General features: G+C 42.3%; 18 protein-coding genes and 1 riboswitch. Of the genes, 7 read left to right on the top strand and 11 right to left on the bottom strand.

The features are described 5' to 3' along the window. Positions 1–13 precede the first annotated feature (13 nt). The 11 genes from recC to rppH form a co-directional block, all read right to left on the bottom strand. Positions 14–3,403, bottom strand: a complete 3,390-nt coding sequence (recC, locus tag AAC155_RS06985) for an exodeoxyribonuclease V subunit gamma (protein ID WP_113041557.1) — start codon at positions 3,401–3,403, stop codon at positions 14–16. Then, the gene (locus AAC155_RS06980; RefSeq protein WP_113041556.1) at positions 3,396–3,767 is read right to left on the bottom strand and encodes a prepilin-type N-terminal cleavage/methylation domain-containing protein; all 372 of its coding nucleotides are present in this window, start codon (positions 3,765–3,767) and stop codon (positions 3,396–3,398) included. The genes recC and AAC155_RS06980 overlap by 8 nt, the downstream gene beginning before the upstream one ends. Further along, complete coding sequence (locus tag AAC155_RS06975; protein ID WP_112876476.1) at positions 3,764–4,231, bottom strand: YgdB family protein; 468 nt, start codon at positions 4,229–4,231, stop codon at positions 3,764–3,766. The genes AAC155_RS06980 and AAC155_RS06975 overlap by 4 nt, the downstream gene beginning before the upstream one ends. 5 nt (positions 4,232–4,236) lie before the next feature. Beyond that, positions 4,237–4,824 carry a prepilin peptidase-dependent protein gene (locus AAC155_RS06970; protein WP_113041555.1) on the bottom strand — a complete coding sequence of 196 codons (588 nt, stop codon included), beginning with the start codon at positions 4,822–4,824 and terminating at the stop codon, positions 4,237–4,239. 42 nt (positions 4,825–4,866) lie between these two features. Then, positions 4,867–5,382, bottom strand: coding sequence for a prepilin peptidase-dependent protein (locus AAC155_RS06965; protein ID WP_112894935.1), 516 nt, complete (start codon positions 5,380–5,382; stop codon positions 4,867–4,869). 491 nt (positions 5,383–5,873) lie between these two features. Next, positions 5,874–6,206, bottom strand: a complete 333-nt coding sequence (locus AAC155_RS06960) for a type II toxin-antitoxin system RelE/ParE family toxin (protein ID WP_011145001.1) — start codon at positions 6,204–6,206, stop codon at positions 5,874–5,876. Next, complete coding sequence (locus tag AAC155_RS06955) at positions 6,203–6,469, bottom strand: hypothetical protein (protein WP_011145000.1); 267 nt, start codon at positions 6,467–6,469, stop codon at positions 6,203–6,205. The genes AAC155_RS06960 and AAC155_RS06955 overlap by 4 nt, the downstream gene beginning before the upstream one ends. Positions 6,470–6,596: 127 nt before the next feature. Further along, on the bottom strand, positions 6,597–7,391 hold the full coding sequence (gene thyA / locus AAC155_RS06950) for a thymidylate synthase (RefSeq protein WP_113041553.1): 795 nt from the start codon (positions 7,389–7,391) through the stop codon (positions 6,597–6,599). Next, on the bottom strand, positions 7,388–8,263 hold the full coding sequence (gene lgt / locus AAC155_RS06945; protein ID WP_113041552.1) for a prolipoprotein diacylglyceryl transferase: 876 nt from the start codon (positions 8,261–8,263) through the stop codon (positions 7,388–7,390). Before lgt ends, thyA begins: the two co-directional genes overlap by 4 nt. A 75-nt stretch (positions 8,264–8,338) precedes the next feature. Next, positions 8,339–10,585: a phosphoenolpyruvate--protein phosphotransferase gene (gene ptsP / locus AAC155_RS06940; RefSeq protein WP_113041551.1), complete on the bottom strand. Its 2,247-nt coding sequence runs from the start codon at positions 10,583–10,585 to the stop codon at positions 8,339–8,341. A gap of 9 nt (positions 10,586–10,594) precedes the next feature. Next, complete coding sequence (gene rppH, locus AAC155_RS06935) at positions 10,595–11,125, bottom strand: RNA pyrophosphohydrolase (protein WP_113041550.1); 531 nt, start codon at positions 11,123–11,125, stop codon at positions 10,595–10,597. Between the two features lie 113 nt (positions 11,126–11,238). Next, a riboswitch (TPP riboswitch) is annotated at positions 11,239–11,343 on the top strand. A 99-nt stretch (positions 11,344–11,442) separates the two neighbouring features. On the opposite strand from rppH, the gene thiB reads away from it, so the two are divergent. The 7 genes from thiB (at position 11,443) to rapA (ending at position 23,114) form a co-directional block, all read left to right on the top strand. Further along, positions 11,443–12,429 (top strand): thiamine ABC transporter substrate binding subunit, encoded by a 987-nt coding sequence (thiB, locus tag AAC155_RS06930; RefSeq protein ID WP_387490450.1) that lies wholly within the window; start codon positions 11,443–11,445, stop codon positions 12,427–12,429. Then, positions 12,405–14,015, top strand: a complete 1,611-nt coding sequence (gene thiP, locus AAC155_RS06925) for a thiamine/thiamine pyrophosphate ABC transporter permease ThiP (RefSeq protein ID WP_113041548.1) — start codon at positions 12,405–12,407, stop codon at positions 14,013–14,015. Before thiB ends, thiP begins: the two co-directional genes overlap by 25 nt. After that, entirely contained in the window at positions 14,002–14,709 is a 708-nt protein-coding gene (thiQ, locus tag AAC155_RS06920; RefSeq protein ID WP_113041547.1) for a thiamine ABC transporter ATP-binding protein ThiQ, read from the top strand. The genes thiP and thiQ overlap by 14 nt, the downstream gene beginning before the upstream one ends. Before the next feature lie 293 nt (positions 14,710–15,002). Next, positions 15,003–15,482, top strand: a complete 480-nt coding sequence (locus AAC155_RS06915; protein WP_113041546.1) for an Hcp family type VI secretion system effector — start codon at positions 15,003–15,005, stop codon at positions 15,480–15,482. A 186-nt stretch (positions 15,483–15,668) separates the two neighbouring features. Beyond that, on the top strand, positions 15,669–16,331 hold the full coding sequence (locus AAC155_RS06910) for a hypothetical protein (RefSeq protein ID WP_113041545.1): 663 nt from the start codon (positions 15,669–15,671) through the stop codon (positions 16,329–16,331). Positions 16,332–17,657: 1,326 nt separating this feature from the next. Then, positions 17,658–20,006 carry a DNA polymerase II gene (locus tag AAC155_RS06905; RefSeq protein WP_113041543.1) on the top strand — a complete coding sequence of 783 codons (2,349 nt, stop codon included), beginning with the start codon at positions 17,658–17,660 and terminating at the stop codon, positions 20,004–20,006. A 195-nt stretch (positions 20,007–20,201) separates the two neighbouring features. Continuing rightward, positions 20,202–23,114, top strand: coding sequence for an RNA polymerase-associated protein RapA (gene rapA / locus AAC155_RS06900; protein ID WP_113041542.1), 2,913 nt, complete (start codon positions 20,202–20,204; stop codon positions 23,112–23,114). Positions 23,115–23,158 lie beyond the last annotated feature (44 nt).

Below are 23,158 nucleotides of genomic sequence, written 5' to 3'. Positions count from 1 at the left end.
TCTGATATTCTCCCTATGTATTCTGATATCGCGCTATCGGTAATAAATAACTGAGCGCTTCCTGTTTAAGTTTTGCCAAAAATGATTTATCCACTTGCCTGAAAGCTCGTTGAATATAAGGATCATCCCCTTCGCCTCTGCGTCCTTGATCTCCAAGCCATGCTTTCAATAACTGGCTTTCAGCTTTTGATTGAATTTCATCACTATCATCAATCTCACCAGTCTCTTTATTCATACATGCTGAAAGCCACGCCCAACCACTTTTACAAAACAGCGGCAAAGGCGCAGATATTCCTCGCTGATAGCCTTCAATCAATTGATTCAGATAATCTTTAGCTTGATCTGAAGGTACAGGAGCAAAACGCCATTCGTTGCCATCACGCCCATAGCTGCGACTTTCACCTTCACCACCTGTCAGACAATAAGCCAGATGCTCAATCCACAATTGCATACCATCATTGGCTGTCAAACTGGCAGGCCGCCAACGTAGCAAACCATCCGGTTGCACCTTATTAATACGCCCCGTCAGAATCACCTGGCCTAAATCATGATGTAAATCGACAGATAAAGTTTCCATTTGTTGTTCACGAATTTTATCCGCCAAAGGCTGCATCTCTTTTTGCTGTCTTAACCAATAAACCTCACCAAAAGCACCAAAAGGTAATCCTCCAGCAGCACGCAGCCGATTGAAAAGGGGTTCAGGCGATTGCTGTTCAATTAACGCATTCAACAATAACTGATTAAACTGATAACGTTGAAGATTATCTAAAACGAAAGGTTCTTCCTCTGGTAATTCCGTTTCTTCAATAACGAAATTTACTTTCAAGCAACGTTGGAAAAAAAACCGAACGGGATGGCGGTAAAAACTGTTCAAATTATCAAGTGTAATTTCTTGAATTTGCGCCATTTCAATAGATTGGCAAAATTCAGCGTATGCTGCACCTTGCTCAGTTGCCGCCGGGAACCACTCTCCGGCATAGCTTTGCTGATAACTGCCCGGTATAAAATTTTCCGGTGCAAATGGAACGCGGGCATGAAGATACAACAGATGTTTTCTAACATGGGTAGCACTTTCATCAACATTCAGTTTTTCATTTCCCGGTAAACAAAAACTTTGGCAAACATAATCCAGTAATTCATTCACCAACACAGAAGGATTACATTCCGTATCATCACGAATAGACTTACCAATATAGCTGATATAGAGAAACCGTTCGGCAGATATCAAGGCTTCGAGGAATAGATAACGGTCATCATCCCGCCGTTTTCTGTCTCCCCTCTGACCTTTTTCCGCCATCAGATCAAATCCAAGCGGTGGAATTGAACGGGGGTAGATACCATCATTCATTCCCAATAAACAGACAACCTTAAAGGGAATAGAACGCATCGGCATTAGAGTGCAAAAATTGACAGATCCGGCGAGAAAACGCTGACTGATTTTTTCATTATCAAACTGAAGTGCCAATTCATCTCGCAATAAAACCAATGGCACACTTTCCTGATAACGGGCATTCAAGCCATTGACTATGACTTTCTGCCATTGCTGTTCTATCATTGCCAGTACTAATTCAGTCTCATTATCTGATACAAAAAATGTTTCCAGCAACTGCTGGCAGACAGGTAACCAACCCGTTAATGTCCGGCTCTCAGCAAGAATTTTGCGCCAGTAGCTTAATTGCATTAAAAATTCAGCCAATTGGCCGGCAAGCTCCGCGGCTAAACCACTGGATTCATCATAAGGCAATACCTCTTTCCAAGGGCCCGATCGGCTATCCATTGCATAACCCAATAACATTCGAGTCAGTCCAAAACGCCATGTATGCTGGCCTGTCACCGGTAAAGATAGCTCTTCGACATTATCGTCATTCAACCCCCAACGAACGCCTGATTCTTCAACCCAACGTCTTAATAAACGCAAACCATTTTCATGTATGTCAAATTTATTCGCCAGCGCAGGTACTTCCAACAATGCTAAAACCTGTTCTGTCGTAAAACGGCTTTGAGGTAAATCAAGCAGTGTAATAAATGCCTGTAAAATCGAATGTGCCTGGAGGGCCTTACGATCAGAAATAGCAAATGGAATATAGCGTTCAACAGAGACATTACCAAATACTGCCTGAACATAGGGAGTATAACTGTCAATATCTGCGACCATCACAATAATATCCCTTGGCGTCAGCGATGGATTATCTTCCAATAATCTCAATAGCTGATCCTGTAAAACTTCCACTTCACGTTGAGGGCTATGGCAAACATGGAAAGATAAAGAACGATCCAACGGATCAAGTACTCTTTTTTTCAAACTGTTTTCAAATGTTTCTTTTGTTGAACCAATTTGGGCATGATCTTCCAGATAGAGAATATCCCTTTGCAATTGATGTAATAGATTATCCTGTTCTAATTCAACAAAAGCGTGAATATCCGAACTCTGCTCAAGCTGCGACAATAAATAGAGATTATCACGGCCCAACCGTCCCCACGATGCCAACAAGGGATTACTTACATCTTGTTCACCGTCACCGTTAAACAATGATTGAGCATTACCAGGATCTTTAAAATATTCCAACTCCTGTTCGCTCTTATAATGACGTGGTTTACGGCTACTCAGTTTTGCCAAAAAAGCATAATTCTGAATATCTCCCCAATAATATTTACATGGATTGGTAAACATCAGGTGAATATCAATGTGCCGTGCCAATGCCTGTAAAGCTTGTAAATAGACTGGTGGTAAGGCAGAAATACCACAGATAAATACCCGTTTCGGTAAACAAACTGAAAAGTCAGTACTATTTTCCAGTTCAGTACTATTTTCCAGTATCGAAATAAAACGCTGATACAAATTAGCACGATGCCATTGGGGTTGTTGTAACTGATGAGTATATTTCGTCAGTTCCAGCCATAATCTTTTCTGCCACAACTGATTATCACTCAAGCCATCAATAAGCTGACCTTGCTGCCAACTTTCCAACCATTGCGGACGATAAACGAGATATTGGTCAAACAGATCAGCAACCCGTCCAGCTAATTGATGAATTTTCCGTTTATCAAAATCTTGATCAAGATAGTGCCTGAGTGCGACAAACTCCGCTTCCGGCAGCAATTGAGGCAATAACGCCATCAATTTCCATGTCATGGCATCTTTACTAAAAGCACTCTCTTTAGGAATATCAGGCAATACTTTGGTAAACATATCCCAAATAAACGTAGCGGGAAGCGGAAATGAAATATTAGCTGATATGCCTATTCTTTCGGCCAGTTGGATTTGCAGCCACTGTGACATACCTGGGCTTTGTACCAAAATGACTTCCTGCGCAAATGGATCAGTCAGTGGGTTACCCCCGATCAATATTGCTATCAATTCCTTAAGAAGATCTAATTGATTAGAATGATAAACCTTAAACATCAGAACTCCCATTTGAACAAATCAATCGGCTTGCTTTACTTTGCTGATTATAAGGCGTTGTCACTATAACTGTAATCTGATAGCAGCTAGACAACGGATAGGCCGTCTGAAATTCAGCATGCCATCCCGGTGGCAATGTTATTTCTGGTAAAGCATTTTGACCTGCAATTAATTCATATTGTTCCAGATATCCATAAGATAATTTATCCGCCTTTGATTGCTGCCAATGTTGCTGAAACCCAAATAATAACGCCTGATGATAACGCATTAATCCCAATAAAGAGACCGAAAAGACCATAACAGCAATCATTACTTCGGGCAAACTCATGCCTGCTTGATGCTCATAAAAAGGCTCTGACTTCATGAACAAAATCCCACATCTACCTCAGGACAAAAATCCAGCCAACCACTCTCTACCGGAATAAGGGAATCACTTCCACCAGATGAGTGTAATTTCATCCATTGATATAATCCAACAGATTGCCCGGATGCCACATCAGCCATACCTTTCAGTAGAAAAAAATGACTCGATTGCCTTTTTAAACAACTGGTCAAATGAAATTCTTGTTGTTGCTGGCAATACCACTCTTCTGTTTTATTACTATCAAGTGACCATGACTGAGCAATTCCCCATGCCAATGAAGATTCTGCTTGCTGAAAAGCTTTTAGATATCTGCGTTCATCGACCATCATGATTAAAGCGTTATCCAGATGATGATGCAAAGCCTTTAACATCATCAGGCTAACGGCCAGTAATATCAGCACTGAAATGAGCAATACATTACCTTGCTGATATTGAAAACAGACATGTGGAGAATGCTCAGCCACGGTACTTATCCCCTGATATTGCGCAAACGTATTACTGACTGATATTGGTAGTTTATCGATGGATGTTTAAACCAATGTGCAATAAGCACCAATTTGATAAAAACTAAGCCATCTTTTGCCGGTAATTTTTCAGCTTTAAAGGAATCTACCACTATTTCATTTGGATCAAACAGCCTTTCCCAACCATTTTCCTGACAGTTACCCGCCCCCCTTTTCCACTCTACTGACTTATTGCTAAGACGATAGCCAAAGAATTCTGATTCACCGTGCTCTGGCGGCTCCCATTGGTTATTTATATTAAGATCGTATGCAATAATCAGGCATGAATCCTCACTCTCATCACTTTTATTATCGATGAATATTGGCTTTCCATCACAATAATGCTGACAATATCCAGCACGGCGAATATCCTTTTCTATAATATGTAATGTTTGTTTAATAAAATAACCTAAACGATATCTCTGATATAACTCCATTACTTGTTTAGTTAAAATAGGATAACTTTTAGCAATCGCTAGTAAGATAATACTACCAATAGCCATTGCTACAATAACCTCTAATAATGTCATTCCAGATTGGTTTTTATTTTTCATTACTCCAATAAAGTATCAATTATTTTAGTGGGAAAAGTATAATTAATCACAAGCTGGAATTTGATTAAACTTATTATTACTACATGATCTCATCCTACCTCGTGAAGAAAAAATAATGGATATTTCACCTGCGGAATTCGCCAAAGTAAAACTCGCAGGTATCATGGTGTTTCTTATTCCATGAAACTCTATCTGATCCTTAGTTGCTGAACTAATAATAACATCCTGATAGGGGGAACTTATTCCCTCAACATTTTCTAAATCACAATTAGCCAATACCGAATTAGAGAGCGCTATGCACCAGTTTTTTCCAGTTTTCAACCACAATATCACCCTTTTGTTCAAATAATTTGCCAAAGATTGTTGTCTGGATATAAATGTCAATATCTTCTGCGCTGATTCCTGTAACCTGGCTCTTTCCTGGTGATCGCCCCATTCCTGCACACCCCATAAGGAAAATATTGAAACCAAAACAATAACGATCATCAATTCCAATAAAGAAAAACCTGATTGATTATCAATATTATAATGACCGATTATATTCATATTATTTACCATTGATAATTCCTTATTTCCTTTCGTAAAACATTTTATTCATTTTAAACACAGAATAAATACATAATTGAATTTTATGCGAGAGTGCATCAATAAAAAAATAATAGTTTATCATTATTACATTTAAATTGCGTAGAGCTTCGCAAAAACCAATAAGAATAGCGATTTTTATTTATTATTATTGTCATGCATTGTAAGATTATATGGCTATGAGGAAGAAGCTTCATGAACATAATAAAGAAAAGATTGAGTGCTTGACATGAGGATGTTATTACTATTAATTTATTCTATAAAGATAAATAATATCAGACCAGAAAATAATTAATTGAGAATATTTTATTAAGTATAGCGTTCAATGTTTTAAATATATACCCTATGGATTTCAAGATGCATCGCGACGGCAAGGGAGCGAATCCCCGGGAGCATAGATAACGATGTGATCGGGGTAAGTGAGTGCAGTCAACAAAGAGGCAATTTGAAAGATGACGGGTATATCAGTGTATGATCAGTAGTTGGTACAAGAGGGCAATCAAATCTTGGTTTGTGCTTGCGTATGCCAATATTTGAATTTCATCCCCAACTACATCATAAATAACACGAAATTGCCGATCTTTGGAAAGCCATTGGTGAAATTGCATTCCTTTATCCAGCAACATTGAACAATAGCCGTATGCTAACGGGTTCTCCCCTATCCGTTCCGATGATTCAATTAATAAATCATCTACCAAATTCTGAGCTGCTTCCAACCCTATAGTATTAGCCTTGTAGTCTTCAATAATAGAAAGTGTCTGGTAGGCTGTTTCGGTAATTTGAACTTTATATATCACACCCGACGTTCCTTGCGCCTACGAAGTGCTTCTTCAAGTGTCATTTTTCTACCTTCTATAGTATCTTTCTTAGACAGCATCGCGATTTTAAGCAATGCTATCGCCTGTCGTTCTACGCCTCTTTCGGCCAACTCTCTCTCACGTTCTGCCATTGGTTGAATAAACAATTCAGATATCCCGTTTTTGGTAATAAACACACCACCCTCGAAATGCTTTGGATTACTAAGCAGATCCCTAGCTTTTTTTTGGGAAATAGTATTCATGGTCTTTTTCCTCTTAATTTCTACGTATCTGTATATTATATCATCAAAATGAAAAGAGGAACAATTTATTATAAATTGTTCCCCCAGATTGTCGACGAACATAGAAGCGCTATTTTAACCGCAACCGTTAAATAGCAACCGGAGCCTTTATTCCTGGATGCGGGTCATAATCGACTATTTCAAAGTCATCAAATTGATAATCAAAAAGTGATTCCGGTTTACGCTTTATCACCAATTTTGGCAGTGAGCGCGGCTCACGGCTGAGTTGTAACTTTGTCTGCTCCATATGGTTGCTATAAAGATGGGTATCACCACCAGTCCAGACAAAATCACCCACTTCTAGATCACACTGTTGCGCCATCATATAAACCAGCAATGCATAGCTGGCAATATTGAACGGTAAGCCAAGGAATACGTCACAGGAACGTTGGTAAAGCTGACAGGAAAGTTTGCCATCCGCAACATAAAACTGGAAGAATGCGTGGCATGGCGCTAATGCCATCTTATCCAGTTCACCAACGTTCCAAGCCGAAACGATGATTCTACGTGAATCTGGATCGCTTTTAAGCTGTTCCAATACGGTTTTCAATTGGTCAATCTGGCGACCATCTGCGGCTCCCCATGAACGCCATTGCTTACCATATACCGGCCCTAAATCACCGTTTTCATCCGCCCATTCATCCCAAATAGTCACTCCATTTTCATGCAGATATTTAATATTGGTATCACCATTCAGGAACCAGAGAAGTTCATGAATAATTGAGCGGATATGGCAACGTTTAGTTGTGACCAGCGGAAAACCATCCTGTAAATTGAAACGCATCTGATGCCCGAAAATCGAGAGTGTTCCCGTCCCAGTGCGGTCTGCTTTCGGAGTGCCCTCTGCAAGCACTCTTTTCATTAAGTCCAGATACTGTTTCATTTTACCTCTTGTACCTTATTACCTTGGTGTTTGTATGCCCATATCATCATTAATATTCCCGCCAAAATCATTGGTATAGAAAGAATTTGCCCCATACTGATCCCGTCGAATAAGCCCAGTTGTGCATCTGGTTGGCGGAAGAACTCGACTATCACTCGGAAAATACCGTAGCCAATTAAGAATAAACCGGAAACACTGCCCATCGGGCGAGGTTTACGGATATATAAATTCAAAATAATGAACAGAATGATCCCTTCCAACGCCATTTCATAAAGCTGTGAAGGGTGACGTGGCAGAACACCATATTGTTCAAGTACTGATAACAGTGAGGGATCTGTTGCAGCCAGTGCAATATCTTCACCACGGGAGCTTGGGAATAACATCGCCCACGGCGTATCCAATGTGACACGTCCCCACAACTCGCCATTAATAAAATTACCGATTCTCCCCATGCCTAAACCAAAAGGGACTAACGGGGCAATGAAGTCAGCAACTTGTAAGAAATGGCGTTTCGTTCTGCGGCCAAACCACCACATTGCGCAGATAACCCCCACTAAACCACCGTGGAAAGACATCCCACCATCCCAAACTTTAAACAAATAAAGGGGGTTATCGAGAAATGCCGGGAAATTATAAAACAGGACGTAACCTAGACGGCCACCGACAAATACGCCAGCAAACCCCGCATAAAGCAAGTTCTCTACTTCGTTTTTTGTCCAACCACTATTGGGTTTCGCTGCCCTGCGTGTCGCTAGCCACATGGCGAATACAAACCCAACCAGGTACATGAAACCATACCAATGGAGGGCTATTGGACCTATTGAAAAAATGACCGGGTCAATATTAGGAAATGCCAGGTAGCTGTTACTCATCTTTCCCCACTTAATATTTAGCGTTAATGCCCTAAGGCAAGTGATTGAGAATCATAGCACAGGCCGTTAAACGGATTAAATGCCACCTCTGACCAAACCGCCCACCCCATGCTGCTCCATAAACGTTGCTGACAGCTCCTTTACTCTTAGGCTGGTTTCAGCTTGTAGTATTTCGGTCATTAATTTTTCAACCTGAGCCAACTCCAGATGACGTAATAAATACTTAATTCTTGGCACACTACAACCACTCATACTCAAACTGCGATAGCCAAGACCAATCAATAATAGCGCTCCCATAGGGAAACTTGCCATTTCACCACAAATGCTGATCGTAAGACCTGCCCGCTGGCTATTTTCAAATACCAGTTTTAATGCTCGAATCACCGCCGGATGTAAGCAATCATAAAGAGAAGCGACGTGAGTGTTATTCCGATCCACTGCCAATAGATATTGTGTTAGGTCATTGGTGCCAATAGACACAAAATCGACTCTGTTTTTGAGTTGTGGCAACAGAAAAATCATCGAAGGAACCTCAATCATGACACCGAGCTGAGGCATAGATATTTGGCGCGCCAACATTTGCTCGACTTCCTCTTTCGCTCTGTCTACCAATCGCTTAGCTTCATCAATTTCTTCTACACTTGTTACCATTGGCAGCAGGATTTTCAGATTACCCATATCAGCGTTAGCTCTGAGCATTGCCCGCAGTTGGATAAGAAAAATCTCCGGTTGATCCAGCGTCACTCGTATACCACGCCATCCCAAACAAGGGTTCTCTTCGCTGATCGGCATATAAGGCAGTTGTTTATCCGCACCAATATCAAGTGTACGCAATACCACTGGCTTATCGGGAAATAATTGTAACATCTCCTGATAACGCGCTTTTTGTTCATCTTCTGATGGGAAACCACAGTGCAGCATAAAGGGTATTTCGGTGCGATAGAGTCCAACACCATCAATACTATTACTGATCCGCAACTCATATTTCAGGCTCAAACCCGCATTAAGCTGAACCAAAATGCGCTCGCCACTTTTTAACCGTGCTTCCTGCTCAACATCTCCCTCAGCCAGTCTGCTAAGTGCTTTTTCTTCTTCGATAATCTGTTTATATTCCTGCGAAATCAGTGGCTCAGGTTCAATGAAAACTTCCCCACGGAAACCATCAAGAATTAGCATACGATTGTTCAGGAGTTCCGGCTGGATATCCGCCCCCATAATGGCCGGAATACCCATTGCTCGAACCAATATGGCAGAGTGTGAATGAGTGGCGCCATCACGAACAATAACCCCTGCTAATCTTTCCTGCGGCATTTCTGCCAATAGGTTAGCACTCAGTTCATCTGCAACCAGAATGAACCATTCAGGCCATTGATGGCTGGCAGTAAGTGAATCATCCAGATGAAATAATAATCGCTGTCCAAGTGCCCGTAAATCTGATGCTCTTTCCCGCATATAAGCATCCTGCAAGCAGGAAAATTGTTCTGCGTATTTCTCAATAACTTGTTTAACAGCCCATTGCGCAACAGAGCCCTGTTCAACACAGGAGAACAGATCTTGTTTCAACTGGGGATCATTCAAAAGGTAGGAATAAAGATCAAAAATCGCGGCGCTCTCTTTTTGAGAACCCGCGGTAAAACGTTTACTGAGCCGACGACATTCTGCTGTTGCATCTTCCAATGCCTGAATTAAACGAGAACGTTCTGCTGCATAATCAAGGGTTGAGGCTTCAAAAATTTGGTCAAGTGAGGGTTGGGAGCAATCTTGCCATCCCTGAGCCATCACGATGCCATTGGAAATGGCCAATGCTTTAATTCTGGTCTGCCGATATCGACCAAACAAGCCTTTAGTCTGAGCTTGAGCAAGGATCACCGCGAGTTGTGTCGCAAGCGTCACCATAAAGGACTCTTCGGTTTCATTAAACAAGCGTTGTTCCTGCTGCTGAACGACCAAAACACCTTGCAACTGACGGTGGTAAACCACGGGAACGCCCAAAAAAGCGCGAAAGCTATCCTCTTTAACTTGAGGCAAATATTTGAAACTTGGATGGCTGCGGACATCCGCCAGATTAATCAGTTCAGACAATTGACCAACTTGCCCGACAACTCCTTCACCAAAAGCCAAACTGATAGTCCTTCCTCGGGGTTTCCTCAACCCTCGGGTTGCCATCAGGTAATAACACCGCCGTTGATGATCAGCAAGATAGATAGAACAGACATCCGTGCTCATTGCCAGACAGGTCTCGTTCACCAATAGCTCAAGCGCTTCGGCCAGATTGGTTGCCATAGCAACTTTTTCAACAATTTCCCGTAAACGCATGAGCATGGAACTCACCTAACTTCTTTTGCGACGGTAAAAATACGAAGAACGTGGCAGAGATACGCTTTCCTGCATTGGCATTACAACCGAAGCAAACTCTTTCATCACGCGCCGATAAACATCACGCTTAAAAGAGACTACCTGCCGAACAGGATACCAATAGCTGACCCAACGCCAACCATCGAACTCCGGGGTATTACTGTGTTGCACATTAATATCGTCTTCATTACAGAGCAGTTGTAATAAAAACCATCGCTGCTTTTGACCAATACAGACAGGTCGTGTATCCCAACGCACCAAACGCTTGGGTAATTTGTAACGTAACCAATTACGAGTAGAGGCCAGAATGCGTACATCTTTCCGACCTAACCCCACTTCTTCATACAGTTCCCGGTACATAGCCTGTTCTGGTGATTCCCCCGGATTAATTCCCCCTTGAGGAAATTGCCAGGAATGCTGCCCATAACGCCGGGCCCACAAAACCTGGCCTTGCCGATTACAAATTACAATTCCTACATTCGGGCGGTAGCCATCATCATCGATCACCAGACTACCTCGATAAACTAAATTTGAAAGATGACTAATTGTTTCACACTACCCTCAAGTGGTAAACCTCTATCATTGGACTTTGCAGTCGCTAGCTAAATCTCTACAATAGCGCCATCTCAACGGGGTGCTGGCTGTTTAAAACAGCCTTGCTGAGAGTAAACCCGCCGAACCTGATCCGGCTAATACCGGCGTAGGGATTTGAGCTGCTAACTATTTCACAGACGTTATCTCGCCGTTTAGCGCTTCCTCAAATCCTTTGCCAATCCTCTTAATTTAAGGAGAGCAAAGTGTTTAAGACGTTATTTTCCAAATTAATCGTACTGACAGTCCTATCAGCTCCTGCGTTGCTATTAAGTCAAATTGTACAGGCCAAGCCAGTATTAACGGTCTATACCTATGATTCTTTTGCCACTGAATGGGGACCCGGACCCGCAATTAAAAAAGCGTTTGAAGCTGAATGTCACTGTGAACTGAAACTGGTTGCTCTGGAAGACGGTGTTTCCTTGCTCAATCGCCTAAGAATGGAGGGCAAGCGTACTGCTGCCGATATTATTCTTGGGTTGGATAACAACTTGATTCAAGCAGCCCAACAAACGGGGCTGTTTACCGAAAGTCAAGTGGATACCAGCAAACTGACACTGCCGGTGTCATGGAATAACAAGGTATTCATTCCTTATGACTATGGCTATTTTGCCTTCATTTACAACAAAAAGACTTTACCAAACCCGCCAAAAAGCATGGATGAGCTAATCAACAGCCACAATAACTGGAAAGTGATCTACCAAGATCCTCGCACCAGCACACCGGGGCAAGGTTTGCTGTTATGGATGCAGAAAATTTACGGTGATGATGCCCCACAAGCCTGGCAAAAACTGGCAAAGAAAACGCTGACCGTTACCAAGGGCTGGAGCGAAGCTTATGGTCTGTTCCTCAAAGGAGAAGGCGATTTAGTGCTGAGTTACACCACTTCACCGGGTTACCACCTGTTATCTGAGAAGAATGACAATTACGCTGCGGCTACATTCAGTGAAGGTCATTACCTTCAAATCGAAGTGGCCGCACAACTGGCCTCCAGCAAGCAACCGGAACTTGCCCAGAAATTTATGCAGTTTATGCTGACTCCAACTTTCCAACAGGAAATTCCAACCACCAACTGGATGTATCCGGTCATTGATATCCCACTCCCGGAAGTATATTTGCAGCTTTCCATACCCGCAAAATCTCTTCAATATCGCGCGGAAGAAGTCGCAAAATACCGTAACCAATGGATTCGTACATGGCAAAGCGCTGTCAGCCGCTGATAGCCGGATGGCTGTTACCGGGGGCGATTGCCGCCGGTTTTTTACTGTTGGTCGCCTTACTGGCATTCGGAACGCTCTGGTTTAATTCACCTGCAAGTGACTGGCATTTATTGATAGAAGATCGCTATTTGTGGCACGTGGTACGCTTCACATTCTGGCAAGCCTTTTTATCAGCACTATTTTCTGTTATTCCGGCTATTTTTCTTTCCAGGGCACTCTATCGCCGTCATTTTCCAGGCCGAACCCTCTTTCTGCGCCTGTGCGCTATGACGCTGGTTTTGCCCGTGCTAGTCGCTCTATTCGGCATTCTGACGGTTTATGGCAGAGCCGGCTGGCTGGCTCAGTTCTGCCAATGGATCGACATCGATTACCATTTCATCCCTTACGGTTTACCAGGCATTTTGCTGGCACATATTTTCTTTAATATGCCGCTGGCAACACGGCTTTTACTGCAATCGCTGGAAAACATTGCAGTGGAACAACGGCAATTAGCGGCGCAGCTAGGTATGAATGAATGGCAACATTTCCGTTTTGTTGAATGGCCTTATCTACGCCGCCAGATCCTGCCCACTGGCGCACTGATTTTTATGCTCTGTTTCGCCAGTTTTGCTACTGTGCTGGCGTTAGGTGGAGGACCTGCTGCAACAACTGTCGAACTGGCAATCTATCAAGCGTTAAGCTATGACTACGATCTTAACCGTGCCGCGTTACTGGCGTTAATTCAGATTACCTGCTGCCTTGGCCTTGTGCTCCTCAGCCAGAAACTTAGCAGCGCTCTATCTGTCGGCTACAGCAACCAACAGCAATGGCGTAATCCACAGGATACTTTGTTGAGAAAAATCTGCGACAGCCTGTTAATTATCACAGCATTATTACTACTCGTGCCACCATTGCTGGCGGTTATCGTGGATGGCCTTAACAGCGGGTTGCTTAACGTATTGCGCCAGCCTGCATTGTGGCAAGCATTTATCACCTCAGCGGTGATTGCTTTAGGCGCGGGGTTATTATGTGTTTTATTCACTATGATGCTGCTGTGGAGCAGCCGTGAGCTGTACCTGCGTTATTCTCCTCACTGGGGACAAGCAATGGAGATGAGTGGTTTGTTAATCCTCTCTATGCCAGGCATTGTATTGGCAACAGGATTCTTTCTGTTGCTCAATGATACCGTCGGCCTGCCCCGTTCACCCTACGGTTTAGTGATTTTAACCAACGCACTGATGGCAATTCCCTATGCACTGAAAGTTCTGGATAATCCAATGAAAGATCTGGCGGCTCGCTATAATCCACTGTGTCGCTCCCTGAATATTCAAGGTATTAACCGACTGCGCTGGATTGAACTAAAAGCACTAAAAGTTCCGCTGGCACAAGCGCTGGCCTTTGCTTGTGTCCTTTCCATTGGAGATTTTGGCGTTGTCGCGCTGTTTGGTAATGAAGATTTCCGTACCCTGCCCTTCTACCTCTATCAGCAAATTGGGGCTTATCGTAGTCAGGATGGCGCGATCACTGCTTTATTGCTGTTATTGTTATGTTTTATGCTGTTTAGTTTACTTGAACGCTTACCGAGACCACGTAATGCTCAAACTTGAAAATCTGACTTACCGCTATGAACATCTGGTGATGCGCTTTGACTTGCAAATTCAGGCCGGAGAACGTATCGCAATCCTAGGCCCTAGTGGGGCGGGTAAAAGTACACTCCTGAACTTAATCGCCGGCTTTCAAACAGCAGAAAAAGGCTCCCTATGGCTGAACGGGGAAAATCATACCAGTACGTCACCTGCTCAACGCCCGGTTTCCATGTTATTTCAAGAAAATAATCTCTTCTCTCATTTGACAATTGAGCAAAATATCGGGCTAGGTTTACATCCTGGATTACGCCTTAATAGCATGCAGAAACAGACACTACAGCAAATAGTCTCTCAAGTTTCGTTGGAAAATTGTCTAACACGTCTGCCAGCTCAACTTTCTGGTGGACAACGGCAGCGGGCAGCATTAGCTCGTTGCCTAGTACGCCAGCAACCGATTTTATTACTTGATGAGCCTTTTTCAGCCCTAGATCCGGCACTGCGTAATGAAATGCTGGTATTACTGGAACAAGTTTGCCATGAACGCCAACTTACATTACTGATGGTTTCCCATAATCTGGATGATGCCGCTCGTATAGCTGATCGCGCTTTATTAATTGTTGATGGCAATATTCATTATGACGGTTCAACAAATGCACTGGTTGCCGGTACTGTTTCTGAAGCTGCTATTTTGGGGAGGAAAGTCGCTTCTATTTAAGTGTTATTAATGTCATCGCTATCAAAATAAACGGGAACAGGATATATACCCGTCATCTTTCAAGTTGCCTCTTTGTTGGCTGAACTCGTTCACCCCGGTCACATAGTTATCCATGCTCCCGGGGATTCACTCCCTTGCCGTCGCGATGCATCTTGAAATCCATAGGATATAGCTTAGTATTTAGATTATTTCCTTCTGTGACCAAAGTCTATATTTTAAAAATAAAACTGGGCAATATAAATCTTTTTTGTTATAAGTTTTTTATGTATTAATTTTTCATAAAGGATTTAATAATGTCTAATTTGATTTATGCGACCATAAAAGGAAAGAACCAAGGGTTAATTTCAGCAGGCTGTTCTACTTTTGATTCTATTGGTAATAAATATCAAGAGAACCACAGGGATCAAATACTAGTTTACTCCGCTACACATTCTTTAACTCGAATACAACATGTAAGCCATCATCCTTTTAATATCATAAAACCCATCGATAAATCCTCTCCTTTACTTGGACTAGCAATTTCAAACAACGAAGAACTTCATATCCTGTTAGATTTTTATAGAACTTCATCAGAAGGTGCTCAAGAAAAGTTTTATTCAATAGAATTAACAAAAGCAAAAATAAATGCTTTTAATACTAATTACCCCCACTCTTTAACTCATGCAGAAAATCAGCCAGAAGAGAGTATCTCTGTCATTTATCAAAATATAACGTGGAGTCATCACATTGCTGGTACTTCTGCTTATAGCATCAGAGATGATGAGGTTTATTAAGAATGAATAAATTGCGTGACAGGGTATTAAGTAATAATTTTTGTACATATAACCCAAGTTCCAGGCCATCTTTTAGGCGATGGGATGAACTTGATCTTGTTATGTGGCAAGTCGATAAACATCTTCTAAGAAACAAAAATAGATATATACTCAAGATACTTCAAAGTGCATGTTTGAAAAACGATTATGTTGTTGAATTTAAATGTTTTTATATCTGACGGCTCAAGCATCTTGAAGTTCATTCGGTATATAGACAGTTATAAAGATGCATACGTTAAATATAATCAGCAACTTATTTTAAAATATTCTCATTTAGAACAAATACCAACGAATCTTTTGGCTGCTGTTTCTAGAATAGAAGCAGGCGGTAAACCGGATATGTGGAAATTAAATACTATTGCAATGAGGCAATGGAACGAGCAGGTTTTTAATATTAATAAAACTCGCCATAAAGGTTCAAATGAAACCTCTACTGGTATAGTTGCAATGCAGATAAGACATGTAGCCGATATGATGGGGTTTGATTCAAACACATTAACCACTAGGGATCAGTTAGAAATTGCAACTTGCCTACAACTTGATGAATTTAATATTAAAATGGTCGCTCGACATTTAAAAGATTTAATTCTCTATGATTATCCTAATGCAGATACTAGAAACTTAACAAAAGAACAGTATATTATGGTGGGTTCTAGATATAATCGAGGAATAACAAGAAAAAAAGACGATTTTATTAAAGCAATTTACAAATCAAAAGAGCAAAGGACATTAGCTGAAGATGAATGGGTCTCATACGGAGAAGCTGTATATAATCGACTAGATCATATAGATAATTTATTAAATAGATAAAAATGAAAATAAAATTTACAGACATTATAACATTCGTAGTATTGTCATTCTTATCTTTTCTTATTATTAACGGATTTGCCTTTAATATTAAGGAGCCTTATTTCGATTTTGGTTATGTTGATTGTGAACTTTGGCAATATAAAGAAGGCGGCATTGATATAATAACTCCTTTATTTATTTTAACTCCGCTTCTCCCTTTTTATATTGCATGTTTCTACAAGTCATTCGTTTTATTTAAAAAAAACAAAGTCAGATCTGTGATTTACTTCGTTTTTTCCGCTGTCTTTGTTCTTTATTGGTTCTATACTTACTACGCTAGATTTATGTTTTATTGTTAGATAAGATAAGAAAAATAGCTCTGGTTAAGTTATGAAATATAAAAACCTATCTCAATAGGAATTATCCATAACTCATCTCTGACGAATTTTCGTAAAATGGAACACTTTATTCCTACCCATAAAGCCAGCCACTCTCTCGAACGTTACCGGATGGGTTACTCGTCAGATAAGATCTATACCCGTCATCTTTCAAGTTGCCTCTTTGTTGGCTGCACTCACCCCGGTCACATAGTTATCTATGCTCCCGGGGATTCACTCCCTTGCCGTCGCGATGCATCTTGAAATCCATAGGGTATAAATATTCCCAAACAATTTTTCTACTAATAATAACCACATTTTAATAACCATGATTTTTAACAATTTAAATAAATAGTTATTTAGAGTATTAAATATTTAGGTTCGTCAGGCATGCCTGCGAATATTACTATTCTATATTCCACCGTACCTTATGCCGGCAATGCTTATATATTAGCTAGACAAATGGGTGGTGACCATGAGGCAATGGCATCTATTATCACATGGACTACGTTATTATCCATCATTACTGTAACTTTAATTCTTGGTAGTATGTAATTATATAAATACAATTAAGAATAAAGCTAGATAATATTAAAAACATATTACTAATAACGAATGAAATACGTTTTCTACGACTATACTCTTATAGATATATTCAATAATACCTGCCTATCTCATTAGAGCTATTTTATTTTCCATTCTTTGCAATAAAGAGATAGTTTCGGCAATGTTTCGATTATCATTTATGCGCTACATCACAATATAGTGAGATTAGGCAACTGTATAAATAACCATGATTTAATGCTATAATTGTATACTCTATGGATTTCAAGATGCATCGCGACGGCAAGGGAGTGAATCCCCGGGAGCATAGATAACTATGTGACCGGGGTGAGTGCAGCCAACAAAGAGGCAACTTGAAAGATGACGGATATAGTTATTTTCAACAAATATAAGCGCCTGCCTCTATATGCAACAGAATCATGCTGAACAAGGTTTTATACTGACACGCCATTGGCGGGATACTCCCTCGGGTATTGAGGTGGAATACTGGCTGGTGACAGATCAGGGGCCACGTCATATAAAAATTCTTCACCAACAAGCTGTTGCTTTTATCTTGCAAGCTAATATGCCGCAGGTGGAAAAAATTCTGGCGCAAGAGCGCAACTACCATCTCCGCCCACTTTCATTGAAAGATTTCAATCGCCAGCCTGTTGCCGCGCTTTATTGCCAGCAATATCGCCAATTACAACGGATTGAGAAAGTGCTACAGCAACAGGAAATTCAGGTTTATGAAGCAGATATCCGTCCACCAGACAGGTTTATGATGGAACGTTTTATCACTGCTCCCATCTGGTTCAGTCAGGCACCTAATGGTAGCTATCAGATAAAACCTAACCCGGCTTATCGCCCAACATTGAAATGGGTATCCTTGGATATTGAAACCAGCCAGCATGGAGAACTTTATTCCATTGGATTAGCAGGATGTGATCAGCAAAAAGTATTTATGCTTGGCCCTGCTAACGGTAATGAGCACCCGGTAAATTTTGATTTGGAATATGTAACAAGTCGTCCGCAAATGCTGGAAAGACTCAACGAGTGGCTGGAAAAATATGACCCTGACGCCATTATTGGCTGGAACCTGATTCAGTTCGATCTGCGGATTTTACAAAAACATGCTGAACGTTACGGTGTTCCACTGAAATTTGGACGGGCCGGAGGGTTACTGGAGTGGCGGGAGCACGGCTTTAAACCGGGGCACTTTTTCGCTTCCACGGCCGGTCGGTTGATTATTGATGGTATTGAAGCACTGAAAACCGCCACCTGGAATTTTCCTTCTTTCAGTCTGGAATATGTCTCGCAAGAACTATTGGGCGAAGGCAAAGCCATTGATACACCCTATCAGCGTATGGATGAGATTGACCGCCGTTTCCAGCAAGATAAGCCCGCACTGGCACAATATAATCTGCAAGACTGTATTCTGGTAAACCAGATTTTCGATAAAACCCACTTAATGAAGTTCCTGTTGGAAAGGGCAACAGTTACCGGTCTCGCCGTAGATCGCAGTGGCGGTTCAGTCACCGCTTTCACCCATCTTTACATGCCAAAAATGCACCGCATCGGTTATGTTGCCCCAAATCCAGGCGGGAAGTCTGAAGATAACAGCCCCGGTGGTTTCGTGATGGATTCTCGCCCCGGCTTGTATGATTCAGTGCTAGTGCTGGATTATAAAAGTCTGTATCCCTCGATTATCCGCACTTTTCTTATCGATCCTGTCGGTATGGTGGAAGGTCTGGCACAGCCGGACAGCGAGCATGCGGTTCCCGGTTTTCGCAATGCCTTCTTTTCCCGTACTCAGCACTGTCTGCCTGATATCGTGACGCAAATCTGGCATGAACGTGACGCAGCAAAAAAACAGCATAACGCCTCATTGTCACAAGCATTGAAGATCATCATGAACGCTTTCTATGGCGTTCTTGGGGCAGAGGGCTGTCGTTTCTTCGACCCACGCCTGACGTCTTCCATTACTATGCGCGGCCACGAAATTATGCTCCAGACCAGAAAGCTAATTGAATCTCAAAACTATCAAGTTATCTACGGTGATACAGATTCTATCTTTATATGGCTGAAACAGGCGCATGAAGAAGAACTGGCTCTCAGTATCGGCAAAAAACTTGCGCGATTCGTTAACCAATGGTGGCAAAAACACCTGCAAGAACATTTTGGGCTTAAAAGCACCCTTGAGTTGGAATTTGAAACTCACTATCGCCGTTTTCTGATGCCAACCATCCGTGGGGCTGAACAAGGCAGTAAAAAGCGTTATGCCGGTCTGAGTGGTGACCGCATGGTCTATAAAGGTCTGGAAACAGTACGCACTGACTGGACACCTCTGGCGCAAAATTTCCAGAAGCAACTGTATTCACTGATTTTTCATGAACAGCCTTATCAAGAGTTTATCCGTGGTTATGTTACCAGTACCCTAAAAGGAAAATTTGATGATAAACTAATCTACCGTAAAAGGTTGGGCCGTAAGTTGTCTGACTATCAGCGCAATGTACCACCCCATGTGAGGGCAGCAAGGCTGGCAGATGAATACAATCTGCAACATAACCGGCCCTTGCAGTACCAAAATGGGGGGTGGATAAGCTATGTCATGACACAATCCGGGCCGGAACCACTGGAAAATCTGCATTCATCACCAGACTATGATCACTATATCAATAAGCAACTTCAGCCTATCGCTGATGCTATCCTGCCGTTTTTACAGGATGATTTTATAACTTTACTCACCGGACAGATGGTAATGCCTTTTGGCTAATTACTATTTGGCTAATTACTATTTTTTGCAGGTGACGACCGGCTTTGCTTCCATTAACATATCGCCCCTTTGACGAGTGATAAGGGGATTGACGGGGTGTCTTGTTGTCTACCCATTATCTCCGTTAGATCAAATAAAAAGCTGTCGTCCTCCACCTATGAATAACATTATCTAACAGAAACTGAGTTAAAATTTATGCCATTTACCCTCGGTCAACGCTGGATCAGCGATACAGAAAGCGAACTTGGATTAGGAACCGTTGTTGCACTGGACGCACGAATGGTCACTTTGCTCTTTCCTGCCAGCGGTGAAAACCGCCTCTATGCACGCAATGATTCTCCTATTACCCGTGTTATGTTTAACTCGGGGGATGTTGTCACCAGCCATGAAGGCTGGCAACTCAAAGTAGATGAAATCCAACAAGAAAATGGCCTGCTGATTTATACAGGCACACGACTTGATACTCTGGAAGAAAATATCAGTCTGCGCGAAGTGTTACTTGACAGTAAACTTACCTTCAACAAACCACAGGATCGCCTGTTTGCTGGTCAAATTGACCGTATGGACCGCTTTGCCTTACGTTTTCGCGCCCGTAAATACCAAAGCGAACAATTTAAACTGGCTGAAAGTGGTTTGCGGGGTATCCGCGCAAGCTTGATACCTCACCAACTTCACATCGCAAATGAAGTCGGCAAGCGCTACGCACCAAGAGTTCTATTGGCCGATGAAGTCGGTTTGGGTAAAACCATCGAAGCCGGGATGATCATCCACCAGCAATTGCTGGCCGGTCGTGCTGAACGTGTTCTGGTGATTGTGCCGGATAGCCTTCAACATCAATGGCTGGTAGAAATGCTGCGCCGTTTCAATCTGCGCTTTGCCCTGTTTGACGATAGCCGCTATATCGAAGCACGGCATGACAGTGACAATCCATTTGAAACAGAACAATTAGTACTCTGTTCACTGGATTTTGCCCGCCGTAATAAACAGCGTTTTGAGCATATGCTTGAAGCCAGCTGGGATTTGATGGTGGTGGACGAAGCTCACCATCTGGCCTGGAGCGAGGATACACCTAGCCGTGAATATCAGGTTGTCGAACAATTAGCTGAACAGATCCCAAGTGTACTGCTATTGACTGCAACACCAGAGCAGCTAGGACAGGAAAGTCATTTTGCCCGTCTACGCCTACTTGATCCAAACCGTTTCCACGATTATCAAACTTTTATTGACGAACAACAAAAATATCGTCCAGTTGCCGATGCTGTCACACTGCTGTTATCAGGTGAACAACTTAATAATAATCAATTAAACCTAATGGGTGAGTTGATTAGTGAGCAGGATATTGAGCCGCTGTTGCAAGCCGCCAATAGTAATAGTGATGAAAGTGAAACTGCACGACGTGAACTGATTTCCATGCTAATGGATCGCCACGGCACCAGTCGTATTCTGTTCCGTAATACCCGTAATGGTGTGAAAGGCTTCCCCCATCGGGAATTGCACCAGATAAAGTTGCCTCTGCCATCCCAATATCAGACCGCCATTAAAGTCTCCGATATTATGGGCGCTAAAAAATCGCTGGAAGCACGCGCATGGGATATGCTCTATCCAGAACAAATTTATCAAGAGTTTGAAGGCGAAAACGCTACCTGGTGGAACTTTGATCCCCGCGTAGAATGGCTACTCGGTTTTTTGATGACAAATCGCCATGAAAAAGTGCTGGTAATTTGTGCGAAAGCAACCACTGCTCTGCAATTGGAACAGGTACTACGTGAGCGAGAAGGGATTCGTGGTGCTGTTTTCCATGAAGGTCTATCACTGATTGAACGTGATCGCGCCGCAGCCTATTTTGCTTCCGAAGAAGAAGGCGCTCAGGTATTACTATGCTCCGAAATTGGCTCAGAAGGCCGCAACTTCCAGTTCGCCAACCAATTAGTGATGTTCGATTTACCATTCAATCCGGATTTACTGGAACAGCGTATCGGACGTCTGGATCGTATCGGCCAAAGCCGTGATATCCAAATTAGTGTGCCTTATCTGGAAAATACCGCCCAAGCAGTCCTGATTCGCTGGTATCACGAAGGTTTGGATGCATTCGAGCATACCTGCCCAACGGGTCGTACTATTTACGATCACTATTATGAAACTCTGCTGAACTATCTTGCCAAACCCAATAACCAGGAGCAGGAAAAATTTGGTGAATTTATTGATCAGTGCCGTCAGCAACATGAGCAACTCAAACAGCAACTGGAGCAAGGCCGTGACCGGCTGCTGGAAATGAACTCCAATGGCGGCGAGCATGGTTTGCGGCTGGCAGAAAAAATTTCAGAGTATGACAATGATACTGATTTGGTGAACTTCTCTCTCAATCTATTTGATATCGTTGGTATCAATCAGGAAGATCGCAATGACAATATGATAGTGCTGACACCATCCGATCATATGCTGGTCCCAGATTTTCCTGGATTACCAAAAGATGGTTGTACTATCACTTTTGATCGTGAACAGTCACTGTCCCGTGAAGATGCCCAGTTTATCAGTTGGGAGCACCCAATTATCCGTAATGGGTTGGATCTGATCCTTTCCGGTGATACAGGTAGCTGTGCGGTATCCCTTTTGAAAAATAAAGCATTACCTGTTGGAACTCTGCTGGTAGAGCTGATCTATGTAGTTGAAGCACAAGCCCCTAAACGCCTGCAATTGACCCGCTTCCTTCCACCAACGCCATTGCGGATACTGATGGACCTAAAAGGCAATAATCTGGCGGGTCAAGTGGAGTTTGAAAGCTTTAACCGCCAGCTTAATGCAGTGAATCGTCATACTGCAAGTAAACTGGTCAATGCGGTACAAAAAGAAGTTCACGCTATTTTGCAACAGGCCGAAGGTTTAGTAGAAACTCAGGCAAAATCATTGATTGAACAAGCAAAACAGGAAGCAGATGAAAATCTTGCTGCTGAACTTTCCCGTTTGGAAGCATTGAAGGCGGTCAATCCAAATATTCGTGATGATGAATTGGAATCCATTGAAACCAATCGCCAACAGTCACTGCTTAACTTAAATCAGGCAAGTTGGCGTCTGGATGCTATTCGCCTTGTTGTCGTTACACACCAGTAAATATTAGCAATACCTGGAGGCTGGTCCGGGATAGGGTAACCTTT

This window comes from Photorhabdus sp. HUG-39 (assembly GCF_963878365.1).
Taxonomy (GTDB): Bacteria; Pseudomonadota; Gammaproteobacteria; order Enterobacterales; family Enterobacteriaceae; genus Photorhabdus; species Photorhabdus kayaii.
The sequence above is the reverse complement of the archived record's forward strand: the minus strand, read 5'-3'. Positions and strand labels throughout refer to the sequence as shown.

Bases quoted from the DNA above. Each gene is read 5' to 3' on its own strand.
- rapA (WP_113041542.1), top strand. From the start codon at position 20,202: ATGCCATTTACCCTCGGTCAACGCTGGATCAGCGATACAGAAAGCGAA.
- thyA (WP_113041553.1), bottom strand. From the start codon at position 7,391: ATGAAACAGTATCTGGACTTAATGAAAAGAGTGCTTGCAGAGGGCACT.
- lgt (WP_113041552.1), bottom strand. From the start codon at position 8,263: ATGAGTAACAGCTACCTGGCATTTCCTAATATTGACCCGGTCATTTTT.
- AAC155_RS06910 (WP_113041545.1), top strand. From the start codon at position 15,669: ATGTTGTTGAATTTAAATGTTTTTATATCTGACGGCTCAAGCATCTTG.
- recC (WP_113041557.1), bottom strand. From the start codon at position 3,403: ATGTTTAAGGTTTATCATTCTAATCAATTAGATCTTCTTAAGGAATTG.
- AAC155_RS06970 (WP_113041555.1), bottom strand. From the start codon at position 4,824: ATGAAAAATAAAAACCAATCTGGAATGACATTATTAGAGGTTATTGTA.
- thiQ (WP_113041547.1), top strand. From the start codon at position 14,002: ATGCTCAAACTTGAAAATCTGACTTACCGCTATGAACATCTGGTGATG.
- AAC155_RS06915 (WP_113041546.1), top strand. From the start codon at position 15,003: ATGTCTAATTTGATTTATGCGACCATAAAAGGAAAGAACCAAGGGTTA.
- thiP (WP_113041548.1), top strand. From the start codon at position 12,405: ATGGCAAAGCGCTGTCAGCCGCTGATAGCCGGATGGCTGTTACCGGGG.
- AAC155_RS06955 (WP_011145000.1), bottom strand. From the start codon at position 6,469: ATGAATACTATTTCCCAAAAAAAAGCTAGGGATCTGCTTAGTAATCCA.
- AAC155_RS06905 (WP_113041543.1), top strand. From the start codon at position 17,658: ATGCAACAGAATCATGCTGAACAAGGTTTTATACTGACACGCCATTGG.
- AAC155_RS06965 (WP_112894935.1), bottom strand. From the start codon at position 5,382: ATGGTAAATAATATGAATATAATCGGTCATTATAATATTGATAATCAA.
- ptsP (WP_113041551.1), bottom strand. From the start codon at position 10,585: ATGCTCATGCGTTTACGGGAAATTGTTGAAAAAGTTGCTATGGCAACC.
- AAC155_RS06980 (WP_113041556.1), bottom strand. From the start codon at position 3,767: ATGAAGTCAGAGCCTTTTTATGAGCATCAAGCAGGCATGAGTTTGCCC.